Raw genomic sequence first — 6,824 nt, forward strand, 5'->3', positions numbered from 1 at the left:
CAATAAATTTATGCCACAAAATAAGAATTAGGAAATTGGGAATGGGCAATGGCGAAAGTTAGCAATGCCCAATACTCAATTCGCAAATTACAACCAGTTGCCAATTAATACGTAGGCAGACCAAAAGCTTGGTGCTTTGTAGTTAGGATGTTTTAGTAGTTTTAGCTGGGCACGGTGGACAGCTTCGGCTTTGGAGATTTTGCCAGTCTTAAGTTCTTGATAGAAGGCACCAACAAACATTGCTGTCGATTCATCATCAATCTGCCACAGGGAAGCTATGGTACTGCGTGCGCCAGCTCGGACAGCTGCTCCTGCTAGACCGAGTGTTGCACGGGTGTCTCCTGCTGCTGTCTGGCAAGCACTCAAAACTAATAGCTCTACTATGGTTTTTCCCTGACTGCGAAAGAGAGTATCAAAATCTTTAACATTAATCTGACCATCAAAATCCAAAATAAAAGTGTCTTCAAGGCGGGAACTAAACTGACCGTGGGTTGCTAAATGCACTATGTTGAATGAAGTGGCACTAATTTGACTTTCTAAATTCTTTTTCTTAAAATCTCCATCTATTAGGCTAGTTGTTGAGACTCCTGCTTTGGTAATGCTGTTAAATTCAGATTTGATTGCTAGCAACGGTGCAAATTTGGAAAAACCTGGTGGCGGCTTAGTCAATCCTGCGGTTAGCGCTCTTAGCTGCTGTTTTACCAATGGTTTAGGGTCGAGGAGTTGTAGCCCCACACTCAGGGCAATTGCATATTTCTCTACCAAATATTTTTCACCATCATAAAGAGCTGCCATTGGTAAATTGCGTAAGGGGCCATCTAGGACAAACACTAGGGTATCTACTTTACTTTTTTGCAATTGTGATTCAATGGGTTGAAGCAGCCAGTTGTAAACTTGATGCGCCTGGGTTTGGATGATTTTGGTAGCGGTGGGATTGACAAGATTTTTTCGCAGGTCTACTGAGAGTTTTTCTACTGCTGTGCGAGAAATGGGAGTAGTGTAGCTTTGCAGAGGTTGTTTGGGAATTTTGACAATTACCTGGAGTTCGTTTTCAAGAATAATCGGATAAAGGATGGCAGCCGTGGGATTATCTTTGTCTACTACTCGATCGAGGGCTACTTTCTGACCTTGTAGGCAAGCTTCCCGGAAGAAGTCGTCCAATTCTGCTAGTTGGAGTGCTTCAATCCGTTGGCGGGCTTTCTCTAAGATTTTTTGATCTGATTTTCCTTGTTGAGATTTCAGCAGTAACTCTACTGACTCTCGGTAGACGGGTTCTACACTGTCCCGGAAGTTGAATTGCAGATCCTGGTTTGCTACATCTTTATTGACTACTAAATCTTTGCGGAGAGACTGGAGAGTTTCCACAGCAGCGTCATAGGCTGCGATCGCACCATTAATATCTTTTTGTACCCGCAGCAATCTACCTAACTGCCACTCCAAGGTATAGGTAATTTCTGGTGCATTGCTGCTCTGTGCCAAAGCTAACCCTTGTCGGGTAAGGTCTTGCGCTTCTGACCATTGTCCAGTTTCTTCGTACAAGCCGCCTAAACTCTTCAGTGCATAGGCTTCTGCCCGCTTGTCATTTAAATTGCGAGATTTCTGAATGGCGCTGGCAAGCAATACTGCTGACTCGTGAGTGCTGAGTCCCAAGTAATAGTTTTGGCTCGATGCTTGCAGTACTCCACTCTTGACTTTCGCCATACTTTGTGAAAAGTTGACAAGAGCATAAATACTAGCACGGCTAGGGGGGAGTTGCTTGAGTTGTGATTCAATCAACGGCAAGAGACTTTGCAGTTGTGCCCATCGTTTATCTTCAATGAGTAGACTGAGGTGATTGAGTTGTGCTTGAACTTTTATTAAGGGTGGGGGAGATGCTGCAACGGTTTGTTGATAATAGGCGATCGCTTGTAGCTTATTCTGTTGTTGACGGGCATGATTCCCCAGACTGAACAGACTGGCGGCAATATCAGCGCTTGAGTGCAAATGTTGAGCAATCATCAGACTTTCTTCTAAGGCCTGACGTGATTTTTTCAAATCGCCCGCTACCAAAAGGGTATCACCGAGCGATCGCAAACTCACTGTCTTTTCTCTAGAGTCTGGTTGAGATTTTAATGTCTGACTGACGCGTTCGAGTGTTTTGATTGCGCGGGGGTAAAATCCTTGGGTTCGCCACGCTTGTGCTTGATTGATTAGCGATCGCACCACACCGCTTTGATTATCTGCTTGCCGATAAATTTCTTCTGTATGCTGCCAAGTTGCCAAAGCTTCCTCAGCCTGTCCCATTCTCAGTTGAAGACGACCTTTAATATCTAGTGCTTGAGCAAATATTTGCAGATTTTGGTTTTGATCCTGTCCTTTGAGCAAATTCAAGCTCTCTGCAATTGCTTGCTGGGCCTGACTCCATTCACCAAGTTGCTGGTAAGCTAGGGAAAGATTACTCAGTGTCACTGCCAGCTTGATGCTCTCCCCTTGTTGCTTGTATACTTGGACAGCCTGTTGTAACATTTCTATTGCCTTGGCAAAGTTTCCTGCATCGTATAAAACTTTGCCTTGCTGTAGTAGTGAGTCAGGGTCAGCGATCGCAGCCAGTGACGTAAGGCTATTAATTGGTAGTTGAAATGAGGAATTAATTGAACTAGGAACCCTTGCCAGGACGGGTGAACCAAGGATGCATAGCAAAGCCATCAGGAAGTATAAAGGCAAACGTAAAAAGTGAGCCAACGGGTTCTTCTTCCAATGTCCAGGCTGCTTTTGCCTTTTAACTTTTACAGAATTCGCGGCAAAAATCCTAGTTGTTTTAGTCATAAGCATGACAATAGGTAAGTAATAACCAGGAACGCACAGGATTTACTGTAAGTGTTTGGGCTACTAGGGTAATGTTACCATTCCCATCCATTACTCATGCATGAGCTTTCACAATCTTAGGAGTATAGCTTTTGCGATCGCTCTACTCTACTGCTGCAAAACCCAACGGCGAAACAGTTCCACCATAATCCGCCAGCTTCCCTGAATTTCCTCAACGACATCATGACGCTTCAGAGTATTCAGCGCTTGCTGTAAATTGGTGTCGTTCATACCTGTAGACTCAGCTAAGGCATCCAGACTTAGCCCTTCTGGGTAAGGTGCAAGCACTTGTACAATTGCCTGCTGACCATCTGCACCCCGCACCGCTTGACCCCAAACCCCTGTGAAGTAGCCGCTTCCCTGCTTGAAAAACTCAGGGTTATTGATAACTGCTTCCACATCTTCCACTGTGAAAACTGGGTCACGCGATCGCCCTTGCTCAAAAACAAAGTCATTGTAGCCGCGCACTAGCTGAAAACCCAGTAGTTGCACTAAATATGGTTGACCATGTGTCAAAACATAAATTTCATCTAAAGCTTCCGGAATGTAGTCGAGTAGGAAGTCTTCATTACCTGGGTTAGCGAGAATTTGGCGGGTAGCTGCACGTTCTTGAAAGCCTACATGAATAGGAATGACGCTGGCAAAGAAGGGTTGAAAATAATCTGCTGTCATTTCTTCTAAAGTGTGCAAACCAGCAAATGCAAAGGCGATTTTAGAACTCATTTGCACTAAACCGCGCAAAAAACCCATAAAGTCGATAGGGATTTTTTTCGCTTCAATTAAATCTTCAATTTTCTCAAATTCGTCTAAGGCAATGATTAACCCACCGTCTAGGTTTGCTTCAACCTGTTTCAAATAGCGTTCAAAAGTCCGGTAGGGGAGATTTAGTAAATCAGCGTCAGTTGGGGGTGGAAGTTTTACAGTTCGAGAAATTTCATCACAAATTGCCATTAGTACTTCACCCACACCTTGGGGGCTATCTCCCAAACGTAGCAAGTTGACGTAAGCTAGCTGGATTTGTGAGCCTAGACAGTTGGTAGCGTTAAGCAGAATAGAAGTTTTACCCATCCGCCTGTGACCGTAGAGAACTACAGACTGGAGTTGATTACCCATCACCCAGAGTTCTTCTAACTGTCTGATGATATCTTCTCGCCCAATAAAGAGATGACCTTGAACGGGGTCGCCTACAACATAAGGATTAACCACAGGCTTGGTGATGGAAATTTCTCCCACTTCACCAGCGATTTGTAAAAGGCTTTTTTGCCAACTTTGAGCGATATCTATGATTAACCCTTGCTCTGCTTGCGGCAAGGTGTCAGCTTGATTTAGGATTTTTGCGAGTTCGCCTAATGCTCGATTGAGAGCTAAAGACCTGGCTGAACGTGAGACGCTGCGGTTAACAAACTGGACATCCTCAACAACTCGATGCAAATTAGCAAGGATTTTCCAAGTAATTGGACGTAAAAGCGGTTCCTGTGGAAAAGGAGGAACTTGGATAGCAGCAATAGAGGCTGGTTTTTGAGCTTTATCAAACGCCGCTAAAGTTTGGGCAAGAGTATACATTTCCTCGCCATAGAGAAGAGAACGCACTACTGTAAAAGCCTTTACTGCTTTCACCAGTTCTTTTTCATGCAGATGCCAGAAACCAGCAGCAGCAGCACGAGCAGAGGTGTCTAAGCGGGTTTCTATCAGTAAATGAGCCTGAAACCCTTCCCGCCAAGAACGAGGCAAATAGGAGAAACCTTCTATTGCCTCTGATTTGAGATGTTCATCTAAAGAAGCTGAAGCAAAACGCACTAGATTCCAATCAAAAGGAACTTCAGCCAACTGAGAAACAAGCCAAATAATTTTTTCTAATGAGCTTGTGGCAAGTACCCTATTGACTGCTTGCACAACAGGAATAAATTGCAGGGTATTAGTCAGTAGTTGATTAACATTATGCAAACCTGTTTCCCAATCCTCTTGTAACCAATTCTGCAAACGAAAACTCAGATAAGGCAGGGGAAGGGGAGTAATGCGGGAGAGTAAGCAACTATTATTTTGAATACTTTGCACATTTGAAAGTGAGCCAATAAACCAATTCTCAGGTCGTAGCACTGCCACGCCAAAAGCCAAACCGAAAGCCACTCCTATTTCCACACGTGTTGTTACCACACCTACCGCTACACCAAAAGCCACACCTACTGCTACACCTCTTGCTACACCTACTGCTACGCCTCTTGCCACACCCACTGCTACAACGAATGCCACGCCGAATGCTATACCTACCACCACACTTCTAGCCACGCCTATTGGTACACCAAACGCCATACCTATTGCCACACCTACTGGTACACCTCTCACTACACCAAATGCTATGCCAAACGCTACACCTACTGCTACGTCAAATGCCACGCCGAACGCCACGCCGAACGCCATGCCAAACCAGTTAACGGGAATGTTTGCTACCTGAAAAATTAGACCTATAGTTAGAGGTGTAACTACTGTTAAAACTAATCCTTGAAAAAGTAAATGACGTTGGATAGCATTTTGTTGCAATAACTCCCATCCTTTCCGCCAATTCATTTCCTCTTCAGGAATATACCCACCCCCGAATCTGTCCACATACCACCGCAAAGCTTGGGGAAAGAAAAACACCCAATATAAAAGGCGCAGATAATCTAGGGGGTTCCATAGAGAGAGGCGACGCTTCAACTTGGGCGCTAAGTCTAAGCGGGGTACTGGGGTCATTATTCAACCTCCATCTTCGCCTGTGAAGAACCTAATCCTCCAGCCCCCTTGTTTATGACGGAAGGGGGAATAGGAGTAATCTTGCTCCCCTCCCCTTGTAGGCTACTGTGTACACACAAATCGGAGTTACTTTGAGATCCGGGTTTTACCCCCCTTAATCCCCCCTTGGAAAGGGGGGAAATAAGAAAATCTAGTTCCCTCCCCTTTCCAAGGGGAGGGTTAGGGTGGGGTAATTCGATAACTTGTGTGTACACCATAGCCCCTCCTAGGGCAGGAGTTGGGGGAGAGGTCAAAGCCTTGTAATTCATTGCAAACTTTCCACATACCGCGAATAAATTCGGTAACACAATTGCATCAGTTTACGAGGATGTCCGCCACTTTCTTGGATGAGTTGGATGATTTCATGTTCAGTAAAACTCACTGAAGTTCTAGCTAGACGGTTGGTAATAAAAGCACGCATAGTAGCTTCATCCCAAGAATGAATATGTTCCTCTTGGCAAATACCTGCCAACGGAGAAGTATTACCTTGCTCCTGACTATCCTTAAAAAGGTTGTTCAGAGATTCGGTGGCCGCTAAAATCAGCTTCAACGGAGCATTACTTCCTTCAGCTAAACCGCGCAAATAATCCCTTATGTTGCGAGTAAAACCTTCGCCTGTAAGCTTTCCTACATTGTCTAGAGCCAGTAGTATTTTATGATTTCGCAAATTGCGGGTTAACTGATAGTCTTTACTTTCGGGTATACCAATCTCGTAGCACAAATCACTATAAAATTGACTTTCATTATGAAGTAAATTCAAGTCTAAGAAAACTGGCTGACGTTCACTTTTGAGAAAATTTCTCGCCTGTTGGTTAATCATCCATAGCAGCGAAGATTTGCCGATTCCCTCTTCCCCAATTAAAACGATACTACTACCACTATTTAGTACCTCAAATATTCGCCGGATTTCGCGCTCTCGGTCAAAAAATAGATACTTTTCTTCTACTCTGCCACTAAAAGGAATGAAGGGATTTTGATTTAGCTCAGATACAGTATTATTAGGTAACTCTGGAGAAGTAGTATAATCTGGTTCTGGCGCAGTGGTATAAGAGAGTTTTTTAGTATGGTCATTGTAATTTCTCTCAAAAAAATTTTCAAGTTCTTCCCTCAAATTTCTTTTATCAAGATCGTCTATATTTAATACTCTTTTAATCTTATCGTTTAAACTTTTACCTATTTCTTTTAAATATTGTTCAGTATATGGTTTGGCA

3 protein-coding genes are annotated in these 6,824 nt (G+C 43.8%); all 3 read right to left on the bottom strand.

Annotated elements, in window-relative coordinates:
* Positions 1 to 87 precede the first annotated feature (87 nt).
* Positions 88 to 2,811 (bottom strand): CHAT domain-containing protein, encoded by a 2,724-nt coding sequence (locus V7K42_RS06905; protein ID WP_442938532.1) that lies wholly within the window; start codon positions 2,809 to 2,811, stop codon positions 88 to 90.
* Between the two features lie 141 nt (positions 2,812 to 2,952).
* Positions 2,953 to 5,574 (bottom strand): ATP-binding protein, encoded by a 2,622-nt coding sequence (locus V7K42_RS06910; protein ID WP_334914744.1) that lies wholly within the window; start codon positions 5,572 to 5,574, stop codon positions 2,953 to 2,955.
* Between the two features lie 304 nt (positions 5,575 to 5,878).
* Positions 5,879 to 6,824 (bottom strand): ATP-binding protein (locus tag V7K42_RS06915; protein ID WP_334914746.1); only part of this gene is annotated, 946 nt, incomplete at its 5' end.

The sequence above is a fragment of the Nostoc sp. genome, from assembly GCF_036917455.1.
Classification (GTDB): domain Bacteria; phylum Cyanobacteriota; class Cyanobacteriia; order Cyanobacteriales; family Nostocaceae; genus Nostoc.